Raw genomic sequence first — 20,359 nt, 5'->3', positions numbered from 1 at the left:
CGGCCACCCCGGACCGGGTCCCGCGTCTTGCAACCCTACGCTCATGCGAAACGTATTAATATAATTCCCCTTGCGAGGAGGACCGATGGGACGACGGTTTTTCCTGGTGGCGCTATTCATCCTGCTTTTTGCGGGCGGCGCCTGGGCCGGTGAACGCTCCATCTTCGAGGAGGCCGAGCAGCACTTTGAGGACAAGAGCTACCACCTGGCCCTGGAATCCTACGAGAAGCTCATCTCCGAGTACCCGGGGAGTGAGTACCTGCCGCTGGCGCTCTACAAGGCGGCGCTGTCGGCGGAGTACCTCTACGACTACGAGCACACCTCGGAGTACTTCCTGCGCCTGACCAAGGACTTCCCCGACACGTACTGGGGCGCCCTGGGCATGCTCAAAATCTCCGAGAACCTCTACTGGTGGGGCAACACCGAGCTGGCCTACTACCAGTCCGCCTACATGATCCAGAAGCTCAAGCTGGACGCGGCGGCGGTCATGGAAAAGGTCAAGGGTAAGCTAGACGAGCCCTACGACCAGGAGTGCGTGGACCGCCTGGCGCGGCTCTACATGGAAATAGCCACCATGTACCTCATGAATGAGGACGGCTCCTACGTGGAGGACTTCGACCCCGAGGCCTGGTGGTGGGAGAAGTACGAGCGGGTCGTGGACCTGGACTGCTCGCCGGAAATCGCCCAGGAGGCGTACTTCGCCATGGGCAACCGGGAGCTGGGGGCGGTTTACATCCTGGAGTACCCGGAGACCCCGCCGAAGCTGCCGGAGTGGCGCGAGCTGATGTCCGAGCGGCACGCCGAGAACGCCGCGATTCTGGCGAAGGCCGACCGGCGGTGGGCGCGGATGCTCGAGCGCTGGCCCGACTGCCAGTCCGCCTACAACGTCGCCATCGCCCGGGCCGGCTACTTCGAGGTCTTCATGGACTCAGCCCTCGAGGCGCTGGAGATCTACCGCGACGCGGCGGCCCGCTTCGCCGACACCTGGGACTCCTACGGCTCGGCGCGCGATAACGCCACACGACTCACCACCCCGCACCTCCAGCTCCCCCAGGTGGACGGCGTGCAGCCCACCGGCGAGGTCATCGCCCTGTCGTACACCAGCCGGCTGGCCGACTCGGCCGAGCTGCGCCTCTACCCCGTCTCCTCCGAAGAGCTCATGGCCTTCTACGACGGGTACTACGCCGAGGTGGATCCCGACGAGGACTCCCGGCCCGACCTCACCGGTTGGGAGCCGGCGGCGGTGTACCCCCAGCAGCTCCCGGGCCTCGACGACTACAACCCCTTCTACAGGGAGATAACCCTGCCGAACCCGGGGCCGGGGCTGTACCTGTTGGCCGCCTTCGTGGACGATAAAATCTCCTCGGCCGCCACCTTCAACGTCACCGACCTGGGGTGCGTCATCCTGGGCGGCGAAGGGGCGGGGTACGTCTGGAGCGCCTGGCTGGACGACGGCACGCCGGCCGCCAACGCCAAGGTCGAGCTCTGGGCCGAGGAGAACGCCTCCCCCTGGTACCAGGAGCTCGCCCGCGAGGGGACGACCGACTCCGACGGCTGGATCGAGTTCTCCACCCCGGAGGAGTACCTGGAGTACCCGATCGCCGTGACGGAGAAGGACGGGCACTACGCCGTCGCCGACATCTACGAGTTCAACGCCCTCTCCGGCCAGCAGCCGGTGGGGTATCTGTGCACCGACCGCACCCTCTACAAGCCCGGCGACACGCTCAACTGGGAGCTCATGCTGCGCCGTGAGATAGAGCCCTCGGGCAGAATCTACGGCTACGAGCAGGTGAAGAACTTCAAGCTCGAAATCCAGGTCACGGCGGGCGACACCATCTACGAGGGCGAGGTCGTCACCGACTCCCGGGGTCGGGCCGGCGGCTCCTTCGACATCCCCGAGGACGCCCAGCTCGGCTACATCTACTTCTACGCCTACTACACCGACGCCGACGATTACCAGTACTCCGTCATCTACTCCTACATCCGTCTGGAGGAGTACAAGAAGCCGGAGTTCGACGTGGCCGTCAGCCTGGAGCAGGGTCCCCTGCGCCTGGGCGGCGAGGCGCAGGCCTCGGTGGCCGCGAAGTACCTCTACGGCGAGCCGGTGGCCGCGGGCGAGGTCCGCTACACCGTCACCCGCACCCCGCGCTGGTGGATGCCGGAGATTCCCGGCGAGGACAAAGAGACGATACCGTCCTGGTTCGAGGAAGCCGGCTACGACGACTACTACTCCTGGTGGTGGTGGTACTCGCCGACCCAGGTCTACTCGGGGCGGGTGGATCTCGGCGCCGACGGCACGGCCAGCTTCCCGGTGATGCTGGTCGGGCCCGAGGGCGACGAGAACCAGCAGTTCTGGGATTACGGCTGGTACACCTACTTCTACGACTTCGATCTGTCGCTGACGGTGTCGGACTCCTCGGGCCGGGCGGTTGACGGCTCCGCGGGGACAAACGCGGCGCGCCACCTCTACATGCCCACCCTGACCCTGGACGCCGACACGGTGGAATCCGGCGACGACCTCACCGGCACCTTCAGCCTCATAGACCTCTTCCAGGAGCCCGCGGCCGGGGTTCCGGTGACCATCACCCTCAACTACGTCCCCACCAATTACTACAACTGGGACACTCAGGACCTACAGGGCTATCTGAAGATATACACCGGCGTGACCGGCGACGAGGGCGCCTTCGATTTCGCCCTGGGCACCGCGGGGCTCGAGATAGGCTCCTACATCCTGGTGGCCGACTTCGAGGACCCGTGGAGCGGCCGGCGCCAGCACTTCTCCTGGGCCTACGTCTCCGAGGAGCCGGTGGAGCCGGAGGAGATACTGCCCAGCCTGACCCTCACCGTGGAGAAGGACTTCTACGCCGTGGGCGACACCGCCCGGGCGACCATATCCTGGAACAAGTCCACCGTGCGCGGCATCCTTTTGGTCGAGAGCGGCGGACTGGTCCGCGAGACGATTCCGGTCACCATCCGCGAGGGGGAGACCTCGCAGGTGATCAAACTCGAGGGCGCCAACGCGCCCCTGACCACCCTCAGGCTTCTGTCCTTCTTCGAGCGCGACCAGTACACCGCCAGCATCGCGGTGCCCGTGGTGCCCGAGGAGAAGGTGCTCGCCGTAGGGGTGGAGCCCTCCCGTGCGAGCTACGCGCCGGGCGAGAAGGCCACGCTGAACCTCACCGTCACCGACGCCGACGGGCGGGCGGTGTCCGACGCCCGGCTCACCGTGACCGTCTTCGACACGGCCCTCTTCGTCCTGGGCGCTCCCCGGCACACCGACGTCCGCAACTTCTTCTTCAAGAACTTCAACTACGGCTACCTCTACCAGGCCAGCTCCGCGGACTACTGGACGTACTACGACTTCTACGACTACTGGGGCAGCCCGGCGGGCGCGCTGCCGCACGGCTGGATGATCTCCCAGCTCGGGCTCGCCTCCACGGAGTTGGACAGGCTCTCCGACATCACGACCGCCAGTTACGACATGATGATGGACGGCGGCGGCATGGGCGGGGCCGGCTACGCCACGGATGCGGCGGAGGCCGAGGCTACCGCCATGCCCATGTCGGCCCGGACCCTCGAGGAGGCCGCCCCCAAGTCCGGCGAGGTGAGCGGCCGCGGAGCCGCAGGGCTCATCGAGGAGCTGTCCGGCGTCATCCGCGAGGAGTTCAAGGACACCGCCTACTGGCAGACCCAGATAAAGACCGACTCCCGGGGCCGCGCCTCCGTCAGCTTCGACCTCCCCGACGACCTCACCGGCTGGCAGGTGGTGGTCTGGGCCTTCGAGAAGGACCGGGTGGGCCAGGACGAGACGGTCTTCCGCACCGTCCTGCCCGTCGTCGCGCGGCTCCAGTACCCGCGTTACCTCACCGAGCGCGACGAGACCACCCTCACCCTGAACGTGGGCAACTACACCGCCAAGGCGGCCAAGGGCCAGGCCGGGCTGGTGGCCGAGGCCGAGGGCGCCGTCGAGCTGCTCACCCCGGACCTCTACGACCTTTCCATCCCCGCGGGCGGCGAGCAGGTCTTCAATTTCCGCCTGGCGGCTAAAGAGGCCGGGCTGGTCACCCTCACCGGGGCGGCCAAGACCGACCGGGGCTCGGACGCGCTCATCCGCCGCCTGGAGGTCGTCCCCCACGGGGCGCCCGCGTACCTCTTCGAGTCCGGCCGCGCCGAGGACGACCCCTACCGCTTCACCTTCCGGCTGCCCGAGGAGATAGACCCGGCCCAGACCCACCTGCGCGTCTGGCTCCACCCGAGCCTGGCCGGAAGCCTCAAGGACGCCATCAGTTTCCTGCAGTACTACCCCTACAACTGCGTCGAGCAGACGGCGTCGCGTTTCTGGCCCGCGGCCATCTTCGCCAAGGCCATGCACGAGCTCGGGGTGCCGCCCGGAGCGGTGGAGGGCTCGGCGTCCGATTCCGTCAACCGCGGCATCACCCGCCTCTACGGCCAGCAGAACGCCGACGGCGGCTGGCCCTGGTGGGCCGGCGGGTACTCCAGCGAGCACATCACCAGCTACGTCATGGTGGCCCTGGCCGAGGTGGGCGACGTGAGCTGGGTGGACCCCGACCTGGAAAGCAAGCGTCAGGAGATGGGCGAGTCCGGCGTCCGCTACCTGGAGAGCCTCTACGGAGACCTGCCCGCAGATTCGACCCTCAACATCTACACCCTCTACGCCCTGGCGCTGTGGGATGCCGGGGTGCCGGAGAAGCAGTGGCGGCTCGTCTACGACCGCCGGGAGACGCTCGACTCTTACTCGCGGGCGCTGTTGGCCCTCTTCCTCCACGAGAACGGCGACGACCGGGAGGCCCGCCTGGTGATCGAGAACATGGGGGGCTACGCCGACGTGACCCGCGAAGACGCCTACTGGGGCCACGAATACGAGTGGTGCTGGTACTGGTGGCAGGACCACGTGGAGACCACGGCGCTATCACTGAAGGCCATGCTGGAAATCGAGCCGGACAACGCGCTGATGGAGAAGGCGGCCCACTGGCTTCTGGTCAACCGCCGCTCCAACCGCTGGAAGTCCACCATAGACACGGCGCTGTCCGTTTGGGCTCTGATTGACTACATGACCTACACCGGCGAGCTTTCGACCGACTACCTGGCCTCGGCGATGCTGGGGGACGAGGTGCTGATCCAGACCCCCTTCACGCCCCCCGACGTCTGGGGCGACGGGGTATCCACCGAGCGCGCCGGGGAGGAGGTCCAGCCGGGCACCCTGCCCTTCACCATCGAAAAGAGCGACGGTCCGGGCCGGCTCTACTTCACCGCCGCCCTGGAGTTCTACTCCAAGGAGGAGATGATTCCGGCCCGCTGGGACACCGTCCGCTGCGAGCGCGACTTCTACCTCGTCGGCTCCGACGGGACGACCCTGACCTCCCTGGTGGACAGCGACTGGACGGTGAAGGTGGGCGATTACATCGAGGTGGTGCTCACCATCGAGAGCCCCAACGACTTCGATTACGTGGCGGTCGAGGACCCGCGGGTCGCCGGCTGCGAGTTTTTGCCCAAGGACCGTTCGGGATGGGATTGGCAGACGGGGACCTACCGCGAGCTCAAGGAGCAGCTCACCGCCTTCTTCTACGGCCAACTGCCCCTGGGCGAGCGCGAGATTCGCTACCGCGTGCGCGCCGAGCGGCCCGGCGTCTATCACGTGATGCCCACCCAGCTCTACGGCATGTACGCCACCGACATCCGCGCCAACTCCGCCGAGCGGGTGATAACCATCACGTCCCAGTAGAGCCGTTCCCAAGAATATCCGTAGGGCGGGGCTTCGTTGCCCCGCCTTTTTTTATATGGTGGCCCTCACCCCCATCCCCTCTCCCGGAGGGAGAGGGGGGTCACTGTACCCCCTCCCGGGCTCGTGTCGTGCAAATTGCGATGATGTAGGGCGGCCCCTCCGCGGGCCGCCGCGTTTTCTACGTTCCCGGCCTCGATCCTCACCCTAGCCAGTAGGCGAGCCTCTCCCTGGAAGGGAGAAGGGACCGCTGCACCTCCGCCCCGCGCCGTTTTTCGCGACTCTCCCCGCGCCTTGTCCCCCCCGCCGTAAACTGGTAAAATCCAGTTTGTATGTGCAGAACCGACCGGCCTTTTCGCCGGTGAGCCCACCCGCTCGGGATCCAAGGTGAAACGATGCTAGACGAGAAGAAGACCAAGGCCCAACTCATCGCCGAGCTGGGAGATCTCCGGTCCGGGCTCGGTGACCGGGGGGCGGACTCGGGCCTCGAATCCCTCTGCGACGTCATCCCGCAGGGCGTCTTCCGCTGCGACGCGGACGGGGGGATTTCGTGGGCCAACCGGTCCCTGGCCCGGATGCTCGGCCGCACGGACCCCGGCGACCTCGTCGGGGTCAAGCTGCGGAGCCTCTTGGCCCATCCCCGGCGCGCGAAGGACCTCTTCGAGCGGCTCGGGTCCGGCGAGGGGGTCGGGGGGTACGGGACCGAGCTGAAGAGGACCGACGGCGGGACCCTTCGGGCGTCCCTCACCCTCGAGCCCCTGTCGGCCGCCGGGGATCGAACGGTTTTCGACGGGTTGGTGGAGGACATTTCGGGCGCCGAGGCCCTGGAGCGCCGGGTAAGGCAGAGCGCCGTCCTGGCCGCCCTCTCCCGGGAGCTCTTCACCATGGGGTCGGTGCAGGAGGTCCTGGACGCCGCCGTTGAGCGGCTCGCGGAGATATTCCCCACCTACTCGAGCGTGAACCTCGTCGAGGACGAGGGGCGATGCCTCGTCGTCCGGGCGCACCGGGTGGCGTCGGCCATCCTGCGCTTCGGTGAAAAGTTGGCCGGCCGGCGTTTCAGCAACTGGAAAATCCCCCTCGACTGCGAAAGCGTCATCGCCCGGACCATCCGCACCGGCCACCCCACGGTCCACGGCCTGGGCTTCGAGCCCGACTCGCCAGTCAACCAGACGGACATCCGTACCCTGGTCGAGGCGCTGGTCGAGAAAAAAAGCCCCCTGCGGCCCTTCGCAGCCCCGATAGCGGAGAAGTTCGGCAACACGTCCTTCCTGGGCATCCCCTTCACCGATTCGGCGGGGCGGATCACCGGCTCGATCACCGTCATGGCCCCCTTCGATTTCAGCCGGGACGACTTTAACCTGATCAAGGCCTGCTCCGACATCGTCGGGAAGGCCGTCGAACAGCAGCTCCTCGCCGCCGAGCTCCGGGTGTCCGAGGAGCGCTTCCGGGGCGTGTTCGAAAACAACGTCATCGGCATCTACCGCACCACCCCCGACGGGCGGGTGCTCATGGCCAACCCGGCCCTGGTGCGGATGCTGGGCTACGATTCCTTCGAGGAGCTGTCCCGGCGGGACCTGGAGCAGGGGTACCAGTCGGGCCACTCCCGGGCGGATTTCAAGCGGGTGGTGGAGAAGGGCGGGGAGATTCGCGGCCTGGAATCGGTCTGGAAGCGGCTCGACGGCGCGAACCTCCACGTGCGCGAGAACGCCAGGGCCGTGCGCGACGAGAAGGGGAAGACGCTCTACTACGAGGGCACCGTCGAGGACGTCACCGAGCGGGTCGAGGTCGAGGAGCGCCTGAGGGAATCGGAGCAGAGATACCGCTTCCTGGTGGAGAACACCTACGACGTCTTCTACCGGGTGAACCTGGAGGACGAGAGCTACGCGTACCTCTCCCCGGCGATGAAAAGCATCCTCGGCTTCACGGCCGAGGAATTCATCGAGATGGCGAAGACCGGCGAGGTGGCGAAGCGGATCCACCCCGACGACCTCGGATGGCTGTTGGAGGATGCGGCGGCGCTGCGGGACAACGCGCGGGGTGCGCGGGAAAAACCCGCCATCGAATACCGCCTGCGCCACGCGGACGGCGAGTACCGCTGGCTGTCGGATTCGCGGACGGTCGTCCTCGACGAGGCGGGGAAGGCCACCGCCATCGTCGGGGTGACCCGCGACATCACCGAGCGCAAGTTGGCCGAGGAGCGCCTGAGGGAGTCCGAGGAGCTCTACCGCACCTTCACCGAGGAGGCGCTCGTCGGTGTTTACATCTTCGAGAAGGGCCGTTTCGTCTTCGCCAACCACCGGATGGAGGAGATAACCGGCTACCCGCGGGAAGAGCTCCTGGCTATGGATCCCATGAGCATCGTGCTGGAGGAGGACCGCGACGGTCACCTGCGGGAGCGGGAGAAGGCCCGGGCCCGGGGCGAGGAGGTGCCCAACACATACCGGATGCACATCCGGCGCTCCGACGGCGAGGTGCGGGTGCTCGAGCTCCGGGCGCAGCGGCTCCCGGGTTTTGCTTCGCATTCCTCCGCTTCGCTCCGGTTCGACGACTCGGGCGTCGCCAGCCTGGGCAACTGCGTGGACATCACCGAACATGTGCGGGCCGAGGAGGATCGGGACAAGCACCTGCGTGAGCTCCGGGCGCTCTTCGAGGGGGTGGACGTCCTGTTGTGGTCGGTCGTGGAGGGGGAGGACGGGGAGCTCTACTACGAGCAGGTCAACGACGCCTTCGCCGCGGTGGAGGGGCACACCACCGAGTACTACAACGGGAGGCCCGTATCCGCCCTGCATCCGCCGGATGAATGCGCGAGAATCAGGAATTCCTTCGAGTGGGCCAAGCTGGGAAAGGTGCACACCAACGAGGCCAGCTTCGGCGAGGGGGCCGGCAGAAAATCCTTCGAAATCCGCCTCATCCCCCTGGTGGACCCGGACGGCTGGATTCGGCGTTTCATCGGAGCGGGCAACGACATCACCGAGCGCAAGCGGGCCGAGGAGGCCCTCGCGGCTTCCGAGGAGCTCTACCGCACCTACACCGAGGAAGCGCTCGTCGGCGTCTATATATTCAAGGACGACCGTTTCGTCTTCGTGAATCCCAAGTTAGCGGAGATAACCGGCTACAGCCGGGAAGAGCTCCTGAAGATGAATCCCTGGGACGTCGTCCCCGAGGAGGACCAGGAGTTCATCCGCCGGCTCAACGAGGTGCGGGCCAAAGGCGAGGGGGTGCCATCCAGCTATCAGATGCACATCCTGCGCAAAGACGGCGAGACCCGCGTGGTCGAGCTCCGGGTGCGGCATCTTCCGAGCTTCGGGGGGGGCGGCGGCGCGACCACCCTGGGCAACTGCATGGACATAACCGAGAGCGTGCGGGCCGAGGAGGCGCTCCGCGAATCCGAGAAGAGATACCGCTTCCTGGTGGAAAACACCAACGACCTCTTCTACCGGGTGAACCTGGAGGATGAGAGCTACGCGTACCTCTCCCCGGCGCTGGTGAAAATCCTCGGCTACGGGGTCGAGCAGTTCGTCGAGATGGCGAAGTCGGGCGAGCTGGCGAAGCGGATCCACCCCGACGACACGGCCGTGGTGGTGGCGGACGCGGAGGCGCTGCGGGACAACGCCCGCGGGGCGGTGGAGAATCCGGTCATCGAGTACCGCCTGCGCCACGCGGACGGCGAGTATCGCTGGCTGTCCGACGCCCGCACCGTGGTGTACGACGAGTCGGGGAAGAAGGCCACCGCCATCGTCGGCGTGTCCCGCGACATCACCGACCGCAAGCTGGCCGAGGAGGCGCTCCGCGAGTCCGAGGAACGCTACCGCGTTCTCTCCGAGGAGGCCATCGTCGGGGTTTACATCTACCGGGACGCCAACTTCCTCTACGTCAACAACGAGATGGCCGAAATCACCGGCTACACCAAAAAGGAACTGCTGACCCTGGACACCGGCGAGCTGGTCCACGAGGAGGACCGGGATCTCCTCGCCCGACGGGACGCGGCCCGCAAATCGGGCTCCCAAGTCCCCAGCCGGTACACGATGCGGATCAAGAGGAAGGACGGCGAAACGGTGGTCCTCCTGGTCGGTGCCCGGCCGATCCCCTACGGGGGCCGAGCCGCCTACCTGGGGAACTGCTTCGACATCACGGAGAGCGTCCGGGCGTCGGAGGCGCTCCGTGAGTCCGAGGAGCGCTACCGCTCCCTCCAGGACAACATCCCGGTGGGGGTGTTCCGGGTGACGCACGACGGCCGGGTCATCTCCGTCAACCCCGCCTTCGTGAGGATGTTCGGCTACTCCTCCCCCGACGAGATGTTCGACGTGGGGGTGGTAGACCTCTACGCCTCGCCGGAGCGGCGGCTCGAGCTCCTCGACGCTCTGACCGAAAAGGATGTGGTGGCCGATTTCGAGGCGGAGATGCTCCGCCGGGACGGCTCCACCTTCTGGGTGCAGATCAACGTGCGGGCGGTGCGGGACGCCGACGGGGAGATAGTCTTCCACGACGGCATCCTGGTGGACCAGAGCGAGCGCAAGGCTATCCACGAACACCTGCGGGAATCCGAGGAACAGTACCGCACGACCCTGGACTCCATGGGGGACGCCATCCACGTCGTGGACTCCAAGCTTCGCATCACTCTGGTCAACACGAAACTCACGCGCTGGGTGGAGGAGCTGGGCCTGGACCCGGTGGTGACGGGGAAGAGCTTCTTCGGGGCCTTCGGGTTCCTCCCGAAGAGCGTCAGGGCCGAGTACAAGGAGGTCTTCTCCAGCGGCCGAACGCTCCTGACCGAGGAGAAGAACGTCGTCGGCGGGCGGGAGATCATCACCGAGACCCGCAAGATACCGATTTTCAAGGGTGACCGAGTGGACCGGGTGGTGACCGTCATCCGGGACATCACCCAGGAGGAACTGACCGAGGTGGCCCTGCGCGACTCCGAGGAGCGCTACCGCTCCCTCCAGGAGAACATCCCCGTGGGCGTCTTCCGCACCAGCCCCGAGGGGGAGGTGCTGTCGGCCAACCCGGCCCTCTACGCCATGTTCGGCTACGCCTCCGAGGATGAGATGCTGTCGGTCAACGTGGGCGACTTCTACACCGACCCCCGGCAGCGCCGAGAGTTCGTGGAGTCGCTGACGACGAAGGGCTTCGTGACCGATTTCTGCGTCCAGCAGCGGAAAAAGGACGACTCCACCTTCTGGGCCTCGCTCAACGCCACCCTGGTCCGGGACGAGCGGGGGAAGGATCGGCACATAGACGGCATCCTGGAGAACGTGACCGAGCGCGTCCTGGCCCAGGAGGCGCTGCGCGAGTCGGAGGAGTTCAGCCGGGCGCTCATCGAGCGCTCGCCCCTGGGCGTGTCGGTGCGGAACCGTTTCGGCCGGCTGCTCTCCTGTAACGAGGCGTGGAGGCGCATCTGGGCCGTCACGGAGGAAGAGATCGGCCGCGATTTTAAAAGGGAGCGGACGGAGCTCAAGTTCGACGAGGAGGATGAGTACCTGGGCGAGTGGCTCCCCGAGGTCCGTCGCGTTTACGAGGGTAGCGACTACCTCCACATCCCCGAGGTCGAGATAGTCCCTTCGCGGTCCGGCGGTGCCCGGTGGGTTTCCCAGCACTTCTACCCCCTCCGGGACGAGGGGGACGCGGTGAGCCGGGTGGTCATCATCACCGAGGACGTCACCGACCGCAAGAAGACGGAGATGGCGCTGGCCCGCTCCGAGGAGACCTACAAGAGCTTCTACGAGACCACGCTGGCCCTGGCCTACTCCACCGAGCTCACCGACGTCATCGGCGTCATCGCCCTCCAGGCCACCGGTCTTCTCGGCGCCCAGCAGTGCATCTTCCTGCTCCTGGATGCCGACCGGCATGTGCTCACCCCCATCTACTCGACGCGGCCCGACTACCGCGACATCATCATGGGCTTCGAGGTGCCCCTGGGCGTGGGGCTCTCGGGCAAGGTGGCCGAGTCGGGCGTCGGCCGGTACCTGAACGCCGGTGAGGTGGACGACGTCTCGGTCCACGTCGAGGGCACCGACGAGGGGGAGGATTCGAGCGAATCGTTGATCTCGGTGCCCATGTTCGACGTCGGGAAGGTCCTGGGCGTGATAACCCTGGGCAAGTTCACCGGCTCCTTCACGGACGAAGACCTTGCGAAGTTATTCGTTTTTGCCCGTCAGGCGGAGATAGCCGTCAAGCGCACCAAGAACATCGAGGAGCTGGCCGCCAGTGAGCGCACGTACCACAGCCTCTACGAAACCACCCTGGCCCTGGCCGACTCCACCGAGCTCCTCCACGTGATCGAGGTCATCGCGAACAAGGCCTCGATCATGCTCGGGAGCCGCAAGTGCATTTTCTTCCTGGTGGACTCAGGCCGGTCGGTGCTCAGGCCCATCTACTCCACCCGCCAGGATTACCAGGAGATATTCAGGGACTTCACGATACCCCTCGGCGAGGGGCTCTCGGGACACGTGGCCCTCTCCGGCGTGGGCATGTTCGCCAACCCCGGCGACCCGGAGAAGGCCATCTCGGTCCACATCCCGGGCACCGACGCGACGGTTGACGAGCGGGAGTCGCTCATCTCCGTGCCCATGTTCGACGACGAGCGCGTGCTGGGCGTCATCACCATCGGCAAGTTCGACGCCGTATTCACCGAGGACGACCTGACGAAGCTGACCGTCTTCGCCCGCCAGGCGGAGATCGCGGTGAAGAGGACCCGGAAATCCGAGGACCTGGTCCGCTCCGAGGAGACGTACCGCAGTCTGTACGAGACCACCCTGGCCCTGGCCGACAAGACCGATCCCCTGAAGGTGATCAAGGTCATCGCCGACCAGGCGTCGGCGCTGGCCAGGGCGTCCGACTGCACCGTGTACCGCCTCGATGACCAGCGCGGTGTCCTCCTGCCCATCTACTGCAACGACCCCACGGCGACGGAGGAGATAATGGACTTCGATATCCCCCTGGGGGAGGGCGTCTCCGGTCGGGTGGCCCAGACCGGGGAGAGACTCTGCCTCAACCTGGGGGATTCCGACGACTTCTCCGTCCACGTGCCCGGCACCAGCGATGAGGTTGACCTGCGTGAATCGGTGCTCGCGGTGCCCATGTTCGACTCCGGGCGGGTCATCGGCGTCATCAGCATCAACAAGGAGGACGACGTCTTCACCGAGGAGGACGTCGAGAAGCTCTCCATCTTCGCCCGGCAGGCCGAGATAGCCGTCCTGCGCGCCGAGAACCTGGAGGCCCTGGCCGAGTCCGAGGATACCTACCACCGGCTCTACGACACCACACTCACCCTGGCCGACGAGACCGACCTTTTCAAAATCATCTCCCGGATCTGCGACCAGGCCACCCGGCTCCTGGACTCCATCTACTGCACATACTTCACCTTCGACGCGTCCGAAGGGGTGCTCGTGCCCTTCTACTCCAACGCGCCCCGGGAGCGGGAGGCCATCCTGGGCTTCACGGTCTCCATGGGGGTCGGCCTTTCCGGCAAGGTGGCCCTCGAGCGCGCCGGCAATTACTCCAACTACACCGACACCGACCGCCCCGTGGTGCACGTCGAGGGCACCGACGGGGAGGTGGACTCGATCGAGTCGGTCATCTCCGAGCCGGTGATGGACTCCGACACCCTTCTGGGCGTCATCACCATCGGCGCCGAGGGCAAGCTCTACGACGAGGGCGACCTGGGCAAGCTCTCCATCTTCGCCCGTCTGGCCTCCATCGCCATCAAGCGGGCGGAGAACCATCAGGCGCTCGAGCGCTCGGAGGACACGTACCGCACGCTCTACGAGACCACGATGACCCTGGCCGACGAGACCGACCTGGAGAAGGTGCTGGCCAAGATCGCCGACAACGCCCGGCTGTTGATGAACGCCCACTTCTGCAACATCCTGCTGTTCGATCCCGAGGAGGGCGTGCTCGCGCCCATCTATACGAACGCCCCCACCTCGCGGGACGAGTTGATGGCGTTCCGGGTCCCCCTGGGGGTGGGGCTGGGCGGGAAGGTGGCCCAGCTCCGGCGCGGCGCCTACTCCAACTTCTGCGACCCCGACCGCCCCGTGGTACACATCGAGGGGACCGACGACTCGGAGGAGCACCGCGAATCGGTCATGGGCGAGCCCATAATGGACGGCGATACCCTTTTGGGAGTGTTCCTCATCCACGCCCTGGACCGGGTCTTCACCGACGACGATCTGGCCAAGGTGCGGGTCTTCGCCCGACTGACCTCGGTGGCGCTCAAACGCTCCCAGTATCTGGAGGCCCTGGAGGAGTCCGAGGAGAAGTACCGCAGCCTGGTGGAGCAGGCCACCGACGGGGTCGTCATCGTCCAGGATTTCCGGTTCGTCTTCGTGAACACGGCCATGCTGGCCATGTCCGGGTACGATTCCGGGGAGATGCTGGGGAAGGACTTCTCCGACTTCATCGTGCCGGCGGACCGTTCCAGGCTCGCCGACCTCTACGAACGGCGCATGCGGGGCGAGGATGTGCCCTCCGTTTACGAGGTCACCGGGATACACTCCGACGGGCACACCGTCCCCCTGGAGCTGAACGTGGGGCTCATCCAGTACTCGGGGGCGCCGGCCGATCTGATCATCGTCCGCGACATCACGGAGCGCAAGCAGGCCGAGGAGCTGCTGCGCGAGTCGGAGGAGCGCTACCGCTCCATCTGGAGCAAATCCCCCGTCGGCATCTGCCTCTCCGACCGCATGGGCGAGGTGACCATGGCGAATCCGGCTCTCCTGCAGATGCTGGGCTTCGCGGAGGAGGGGCTCGTCGGGAAGAGGTTCTACGACCTCATCGTTCCCGAGGAGCCGGGGGAGATGGGCGAGCTTTTGGGGGAGACGCTCGACACGCAGGTGTACCAGGACAAGCTGGCCATCTTCTCGGGAAAGCCCACCGAGCTGACCCTGTTCAAGATGTCCGGGGATCAGATTCCCGTTGAGATGAACATAGACTTCATCAGCCGCGATAAGTCCATCCAGTACATGATTTCGCTCATCACGGACATCACGGAGCGCAAGAAGGCCGAGGAGGCGCTGGCGAACTACTCGGCCGACCTGGAGCGGGAGGTGGACGCCAAGACGGCGGAGCTGTCGGCGGCCCGGCGGTATCTGCGCGAGGTCATTGACGCCTCGCCGGACCTCGTGACCGTGGCGGACGCCGAGGGCCGGCTGGAGATCCTCAACCGCGCCGCCTCTCTGGCCATGGGCTACGCCGAGGACGAGGTCCGGGGGAAGCCCATCGGGATCTTCTACTTCGACCGCGACCGGGACACGGTGGCCGAGATGACCCGGCGCCTGGACGAGGGCCGCCCCTCCACCGTTCGCCAGGTGGACCTGCGCACGAAGGACGGTTCGCCCATCACGGTGGAGCTGTCGGTTTCCCCGCTGGTGGACGAAAAGGGCCGGTTCACCGGCAGCGTGGCCGTGAGCCGCGACATCCGCGAGCTCGAGGACCTGCGCCTCGCCCTCACGCGGTCGGAGAAGCTGGCCGCCACCGGCAAGCTCGCCGCCGACATCGCCCACGAGGTCAACAACCCCCTGGGGATAATCACGAACTACCTCCAGATAGCCAGGGGGGACCTCGATCCCTCCGGCGAACCCTACAAGACCCTCGGCGTCATCGAGGAGGAGGTTCAGCGCATCGCCCGCATCATCTCCGGTCTTTTGGACTTCTACCGGCCCGAGAGCGCCTACCTCGAGCATACCGACGTCAACCAGCTCGTGGAGGACCTGTTGATGCTGGTGGGCATCCAGCTCGAAAAGTTGGGCATCGCGGTGGAAAAAGACCTCGCCGACGACCTGCCCGGCGTTTTAGTGTCGCCGGACCAGTTGCGCCAGGTGCTGTTGAACCTGGTGACCAACGCCCAGGACGCCATGCCCTCCGGCGGCACCCTGCGTGTCCACACCCGTCTTTCGGACCGCCGGGTGGTCATCTCCTTCTCCGACTCAGGTCTGGGCATCCCCCCGGAGAACCTGCCCTACATCTTCGATCCCTTCTTCACCACCAAAGGCAAGAAGGGCACCGGCCTGGGTCTCTCCGTCTCCTATGGCATCGTCCAGAGTTTCGATGGTATGATGGAGGCGCAAAGCGCCCCCGGCGAGGGGACCACGTTCACCATCAGCCTGCCGGCGCGGGAGGGATAGCCGTGGCAGAGTCCGGTCGCGAAAAAATACTCGTCATAGACGACGAACGTCGGATGTGCGACTCCATCCGCATCCTGTTGGAGCAGACCGGCTACCGCGTGGACACCGCGTCCGACGGGAGCGAGGGCATCTCGATGCTGCGCGAGTCGAACTACGACCTGGTCATCGCCGACCTGATGATGCCCAAGGTGGACGGCTTCACCGTGCTCGACTACGTCGGCGAGAACCTGCCGCATACGCTGGTCATCGTCATCACGGGCTACTCCTCCATGCGGTCGTCCATCGAGGCGCTGCGGCGCGGGGCCTACAACTACCTGGTCAAGCCCTTCGATTTCGACGTGCTCAAGCTGGCCGTCGAGAAGGCGATGGACAAAATCCGGCTCCAGCGCCTCAACGACGACTTCATCTCCATGATCACCCACGACCTGAAGAACCCGCTCACGAGCGTGATGGGCTACTGCTCGCTACTGCTTTCGGGGGCGTACGGCGAGCCCTCGGAGCGCATAGTCGAGCCCATGCAGAGCATCGCCACCAACGCGGACCGGATGCTGGCCCTCATCAACGACTTCCTGGCGATGAACAAGTTCTCCTCGGAGGGCGTGCGGCTGGACATGCAGCGCCTGCAGCTCAACAGCCTCATCTCGCACCTGGCGAAGAACGTGGCGGCCCAGTTGGAGATGAAAAAGCTCAACCTGCGCCTGAACCTGGACGAGACGCTGGCCCCCATCATGCTGGACCCGATTCAGATCGAGCGGGTGATAAACAACCTGTTGTCGAACGCGGTGAAGTTCATCCAGCGGGGGGGCGAGATTACCGTCGGCACGGGGCAGGACGAAAATTACGTATTCTTCTCCGTCGCCGACAACGGCCCGGGCATCTCCTCCGAGCAGCAGAAGCACATCTTCGAGAAGTACAAGCGGGGCTCCAGCGCCGCCGAGGGAACCGGCCTGGGCCTGTTCATCTCGAAGAGCATCGTGGACGCCCACGAGGGGATAATCTCCTTCGAGAGCCGCCCCGGTGAGGGGACCGCCTTCACCGTGCGTCTGCCCAAGCGGGAGAAGGAAGACCTGCAAGGCACGACTTAGGGACGAGCTTTGGCGCCGAGCGAAACACTCTTCGACCCCCCGGGGTGGGACGCCCTGGTCGGGTCTTTCAACGGGGCGCCGCCCACACAGACGTCCGCCTGGGCCGAGGTCAAGGCGGCTTACGGCTACCGCGTCCTGCGCGTCGTCGTCGGGAGTCCCGACGGCTCGCCGGCCGCCCTGGGGCAGGTGCTGGTGCGTCGGCTTCCGTTCCTGGGCCGGAACTGGCTCTACTGCCCCTACGGCCCTCTGTGGGACCCGGCGCGTCCCGACGCTTTTAAACTCTGGCTCGACGCGGTGAAAGGGCACGACTTCGCCCGGCGCGCGGCCGTGCTGACCGTCGAGCCGCGCGTCCCCGACGGCGGGGATTCCCTGAGTCTTTTAACCGGCCTGGGCTTCCGCCGCGGCGTCCAGGACGTGCAGCCGAGGGGGACGCTCCTGTTGGACCTGACCCCGGACGAGGACACGCTTTTAGCCGGTCTCGAGAGTCACACGCGCTACAACGTCGGCCTGGCCGAGCGGCGCGGGGTGGAAATCGAATCGGCCAACTCCCCCGCGGGCGTCGAGCGCTTCGTGAATTTGTTGGAGGAGACGGAGGAGCGCCAGCGGTTCCTGGCCCACGACCCCCCGTACTACCACCGGGTGTGGGACGCCTTCTCCGAGGCGGACGCCTGCGACCTCCTCCTGGCGCGCTTCGAGGGCGAGGATGTGGCCGGTGTGTGGCTGATTTATGCCGGGCGCACCGCGTACTACGTTTACGGGGCCAGCTCCCAGCGCCATTCCAAGCACAAGGGGGCCCAGCTCCTCCAGTGGAGAGCCATTCAGCGGGCCAGGGCGCGGGGGGCGCTGGTCTACGACTTCTGGGGGGCGCCGGTGGAGCCCAAAGAAAAGCACCCACTGTGGGGCGTGTACAGGTTCAAGAAGGGCTTCGGCGGGGCGCACACGGTCTTCGTCGGGGCGCACGACCTCAAGCTCTCGGCCTTCGGGGGCTGGGGCTGGAGAGTCGGGCTGCCGCTGGCGCGGCGGGCGCGTAATCTCTTCATTCGCGGCCGCACCGCCGACGTGATGGATTGATTTTGAGTTGATAAAAGGGTATTAGGCGCATTAATTACACCGACGCCGTCTGATCATGTTCCTGCGCATACTCGCCGTCCTGGCCGGACTCTTCCTCTACCTCGTGGTCGGGCGCTACCTCTTCCGCGCCTACCTCTGGCTGGGATGCTTCGGCGACAAGGTGCCCTACGCCAGCCGCCGGCAACAACTGGACCGCCTCTCGGCCTGGCAGGTGTTCACCTGGCCCCTGCTCCTGGTCTTCCTCCCCTTCTACGCCGTCTGGGCGTTGGTCAAAAGGATAAGCTGAGGTGGCGATGAACATGGGTTGGTTCACGAAGCGGTTCCTCGTGCTGTTGCCGGCCCTGGCCGCCCTGGCGGCCGGCTGCGAGGAGGACCCGTCGCTGGCCTACCTGGACGAGGGCGAGGTGTACCTGTGGGAGCCCGGCGCCGACCAGCCCCGGATGCTGGCGCACCGGGACGACGTGGACGAATTCTTCTGGTCGCCCTCGGGGCGGCACATCGCCTACCGCGTCGCCAAGCCCTTCGGCGACAGCTTCTGGTGCTTCACCGGGGTGGACACGGGGGTGGAGGTGAAGACGCGGACGGAGCCGCTTTTCTCCGCGGTGGGCCGGACCGTGGCCTACATCAAGGACCGGGACCAGCAGCTCATCCTCCTGGACGAGACCGGCGGGGAGCAGAAGCTCATCGCCGAGTGGGTCTGGGCGGCCCAGTGGAACCCATCGGGGACCATGCTGGCCTACGTGGAGGAGGGCGACCTCAAGGTCTTCGAGCTGGAGGGCGGGACGAGCCGCTACCTGGCCGGGGGGGTGGCCGTGGGTCCCGATTTCGTGACCGACGACCTGGTCCTCTTCATCTCCGACTCCGGGACCCTCACGGCGGTCCGGGCGGACGGCAGCGCCGTTTACCGGCTGGTGGACGAGGTGGGCGATTACTACGCGGCGCGGGACTACTCGGGCCGGGTGCGCGGCTCGCGGCTGGTCTGCGTGGACCGGGACCGTGACGCCTACCTGATGGATTTCGACGGCGCCGACCAGACCCGCACCGGAACCGATTTTTACCGCATGGCCTGGGACTCGACCGGCTCCCGGTACCTCCTCGTCGAGGAGGAGGAGGGGCGGATGCACACCGGCGTCTTCTCCGCCTCCGGCGAGAAGCTCCTGGAGGTGAAGGACCCCTGGGACGCGGCGGCCGCCGAGACCCTCGCCTGGAGCTCCGGTTCCGATGAGCTGGCCTACGTGGACGGCGAGGGCTCCCTCTACGTCATGGACCTCGACGGGGCGCAGACGCTGGTGGCGAAGGGGGTATACGACTTCGCCTGGGTTCCCTACCGGCGCCGGTTGGTGGTCCTCATGCCGCGCACCGGCGGTGAAGGGGAGGCGGTTCCCCACGAGACGACACCGGTAGGTGACGGTGATGTAACCGCCGTCACCGGGGCGACGCCGGAGGCCGTCGGCGGTGAGGCGGTCGAGGTGACCGGGGAGCCGGAGGTCGCCCCCGAAACGGTGGAGACGGTCGCGGTAGAGCCCGTCGAAGCCGAGCCCGCCGCGGAGGAGGCTGTCACGCCGGAGGTTGGGACCGCGGAGGAGGTTCCGGTGAAGGTCGTGGAGGAGGCGGCCGGGGCTGAGGAGTCCGCGCCCGTCGGGGCCTTGCCTGAAACCGTCCCGCCCGAGGAGGCGGACACCGCCGTGTACCTCTACGACCTGGAGGGCATGCCGCGCAAGATGCTGGCGCGGAGCGGCGGTCTGCCGCTCTTGTCCCCGCGGGGCAACCGGTTCCTCACCGTGGAGCCGCTGCGGGAAGGCCTCTACAACGCCGTCGTCGGGTCCCTGGACGAGGACGAGAGGCACTACCTGGGCAAGTTCCGGGCGTCGGCCTTCCCCGCGGCCTGGCAGCCCGAGGGGCCGATTTTCGAGGGGCGCCTGGTCAGCGTCCTCGTGACCCTGGCCCTGGTGGCGATCGGCATCGTGGTGCTGTACATCGTCATCCGGCGGATTATCTCGAAGCGGAAAAAGGCGACCGCGCCGACCCAGGAGTCCGTGCCCGACCTCGAGGACTCCATGTAGGCCACGGTCCAGTCCGTGCCTCTCGTTGCGATGATGCGGGCGACCGTGGAGGACTCGTCCTACCGGTCGCCCCTACGGTGAGATTCGCGGGGCATAGACGTAGGGGCGGGTGTCTACACCCGCCCGTTTTATTCACCGCCATACGCCTGAATGTAGGGCGGGGATTTTAATCCCCGCCGCTTTCACGCCTCGACCCTCACCCCAAGCCGCTCCCTAAAAGGGAGTAGGGAATTTATTATAAGGCAGCCCTCACCCCGGCTTGCGATGATGTAGGGCGGC

6 protein-coding genes are annotated in these 20,359 nt (G+C 66.3%); all 6 read left to right on the top strand.

What is annotated here, in order from left to right:
- The first annotated feature begins 85 nt into the window (after positions 1-85).
- The 6 genes from VM054_02335 (at position 86) to VM054_02310 (ending at position 20,080) form a co-directional block, all read left to right on the top strand.
- The gene (locus tag VM054_02335; GenBank protein HUT97900.1) at positions 86-5,743 is read left to right on the top strand and encodes an MG2 domain-containing protein; all 5,658 of its coding nucleotides are present in this window, start codon (positions 86-88) and stop codon (positions 5,741-5,743) included.
- Positions 5,744-6,135: 392 nt separating this feature from the next.
- Positions 6,136-15,861, top strand: coding sequence for a PAS domain S-box protein (locus VM054_02330; GenBank protein ID HUT97899.1), 9,726 nt, complete (start codon positions 6,136-6,138; stop codon positions 15,859-15,861).
- A gap of 2 nt (positions 15,862-15,863) precedes the next feature.
- Positions 15,864-16,946 carry an ATP-binding protein gene (locus tag VM054_02325; GenBank protein HUT97898.1) on the top strand — a complete coding sequence of 361 codons (1,083 nt, stop codon included), beginning with the start codon at positions 15,864-15,866 and terminating at the stop codon, positions 16,944-16,946.
- A 9-nt stretch (positions 16,947-16,955) separates the two neighbouring features.
- On the top strand, positions 16,956-18,017 hold the full coding sequence (locus tag VM054_02320; protein ID HUT97897.1) for a peptidoglycan bridge formation glycyltransferase FemA/FemB family protein: 1,062 nt from the start codon (positions 16,956-16,958) through the stop codon (positions 18,015-18,017).
- Between the two features lie 55 nt (positions 18,018-18,072).
- Positions 18,073-18,303, top strand: coding sequence for a hypothetical protein (locus VM054_02315; protein ID HUT97896.1), 231 nt, complete (start codon positions 18,073-18,075; stop codon positions 18,301-18,303).
- Between the two features lie 13 nt (positions 18,304-18,316).
- Positions 18,317-20,080 (top strand): hypothetical protein, encoded by a 1,764-nt coding sequence (locus VM054_02310; protein HUT97895.1) that lies wholly within the window; start codon positions 18,317-18,319, stop codon positions 20,078-20,080.
- Positions 20,081-20,359: the final 279 nt, after the last annotated feature.

Source organism: bacterium (genome assembly GCA_035528375.1).
Lineage (GTDB): Bacteria > RBG-13-66-14 > RBG-13-66-14 > RBG-13-66-14 > RBG-13-66-14 > RBG-13-66-14.
Note: the sequence above shows the minus strand (reverse complement) of the source record. Positions and strands in the feature narration are given on the sequence as shown.